Origin of the sequence: Streptosporangium fragile, from assembly GCF_039534445.1 — a bacterium.
Taxonomy (GTDB): Bacteria; Actinomycetota; Actinomycetes; order Streptosporangiales; family Streptosporangiaceae; genus Streptosporangium; species Streptosporangium fragile.
Window position 1 is genome coordinate 1 of the sequence record NZ_BAAAVI010000162.1, and the last position, 1,646, is coordinate 1,646.

Annotated in this window: 1 protein-coding gene and 2 pseudogenes; 1 reads left to right on the forward strand and 2 read right to left on the reverse strand. The window is 70.0% G+C overall.

Annotation, left to right across the window (positions count from 1 at the left end):
* Together ABD841_RS40415 and rsmI are read right to left on the reverse strand one after the other, a co-directional pair.
* Positions 1-278: pseudogene (locus ABD841_RS40415) on the reverse strand (phospholipid carrier-dependent glycosyltransferase); the annotation flags it as partial.
* A gap of 54 nt (positions 279-332) precedes the next feature.
* Positions 333-1,187, reverse strand: coding sequence for a 16S rRNA (cytidine(1402)-2'-O)-methyltransferase (gene rsmI, locus ABD841_RS40420; RefSeq protein ID WP_344982371.1), 855 nt, complete (start codon positions 1,185-1,187; stop codon positions 333-335).
* A 97-nt stretch (positions 1,188-1,284) separates the two neighbouring features.
* On the opposite strand from rsmI, the pseudogene ABD841_RS40425 reads away from it, so the two are divergent.
* Positions 1,285-1,646 (forward strand): annotated as a pseudogene (locus tag ABD841_RS40425) (phospholipid carrier-dependent glycosyltransferase); the annotation flags it as partial.

The window sequence follows — 1,646 nt, forward strand, 5'->3', positions numbered from 1 at the left end:
GCGACGTAGAGCGGGCAGGGATCGGCGTCGGGAGGGGTGCACGTGACGAAGATGTCGGTGTTCCCGGCGATGAGCATCCGGTCGGCGACCGGGTCCTGCGCGTTGCCCTGCGAGGCCCGCTCCACACCGTGGGTGAGCAGGCTGTAGGCGTCCTTGGCGTAGTAGGTCTCGTCGAAGACGACGGCACGCGGCCGTCCGAGGTCGACGAGGCGCAGGACGCCCCCGAAGGCCGCGATGATCAGCGGCCCCAGCCATCCCCACAGAACACTGCCCGGCATGGGCGGTACGAGACGATCCCGAGTCAATCCCATTCGGGAAAGTATGGTGAAAAATCAACCTCGATGGACAGCGTCATAAAGATCACGCTTGGGAATTCCCGCCGACTTCGCGACGTCCACGATGGCCTGCTTGCGCGGCACTCCCGTCTCCTCGCGGCGGAGGACCTCGTCGACCAGGTCCTCCATCGCCGCGGGCCCGGACTCCCGGACATGCCCGGCGACCACGACCGTGACCTCTCCCTTGACGCCTCCGGCCGCCCACTCGGCCAGCTCCCCGAGACCGCCCCGGCGCACCTCCTCGTAGGTCTTGGTGAGCTCCCGGCAGACCACCGCCCGGCGGTCGGCGCCGAACGCCTCGGCCATCGCCGCCAGCGCCGCCCGGAGCCGGTGCGGCGCCTCGAAGAAGACCATCGTCCGCTCCTCCTGGGCGAGGGCGGCCAGCCTGCGGGCGCGCTCGCCGGGCTTGCGCGGCGGGAAGCCCTCGAAGCAGAACCGGTCGCTGGGCAGGCCGGAAACCGCCAGCGCGGTGGTCACCGCGGACGGTCCGGGCAGCGAGGTGACCGTGATCCCCGCCTCGACCGCCAGGGCGGTCAGCCGGTATCCGGGGTCGGAGACCCCGGGCATGCCCGCGTCGGTGATGACCAGGACGGTGCCGCCCTCCTTGAGCACCTGGAGCAGCTCCGCCGCCCTGCTCACCTCGTTGCCGTCGTAGTAGGAGACGACGCGTCCGCCGATCTCCGCGCCCAGTTCGCCGGCCAGGCGGCGCAGCCGCCGGGTGTCCTCCGCGGCGATCACGTCGGCGCTCTCGAGTGCCTGCCGCAGCCGGGGAGAGGCGTCGTCCACCTGCCCGATCGGAGCCCCCGCCAGCACAAGCCTGCCGTTGTCCGTCACCGTTCCATCCTCCCGCATTCCGGATGGACCACCACCATGGGAAGAAGTTCCCCAATTAGGCATGTAGGAGGTGTTTCCTGGGGTCCCCTGCCCGCGTGGCCCGTACGATGTCCGGGTGGCCGTGACCGATTACACCAACCAGGCGTTCGAGGAGCCGGGGCCCAAGTCGGGTGACGTACCGGGGGCTTCCATCCACGACCGGCTGGTGCTGCCGATGCCCGGCAGCGCCCTGTGGGGGTGGTTGGGGCCACTGCTGGTCGCGGTCTTCGGGGGCGTCCTGCGCTTCGTCGGCCTCGGCCGCCCGAACGCGGTCATGTTCGACGAGACCTACTACGCCAAGGACGCCTGGTCTCTGCTCAACTTCGGCATCGAGCGCATCGCCGTCAAGGACGCCGACAAGATTCTGATGCAGGGCGGCACCGACATCTGGCAGCAGTGCGCCCCGGCCGAGCTCGGCAAGTGCGCCTCGTACGTGGT

Coding starts and splice junctions, on each gene's coding strand:
- rsmI (WP_344982371.1), bottom strand. CDS start 1,187: ATGCGGGAGGATGGAACGGTGACGGACAACGGCAGGCTTGTGCTGGCG.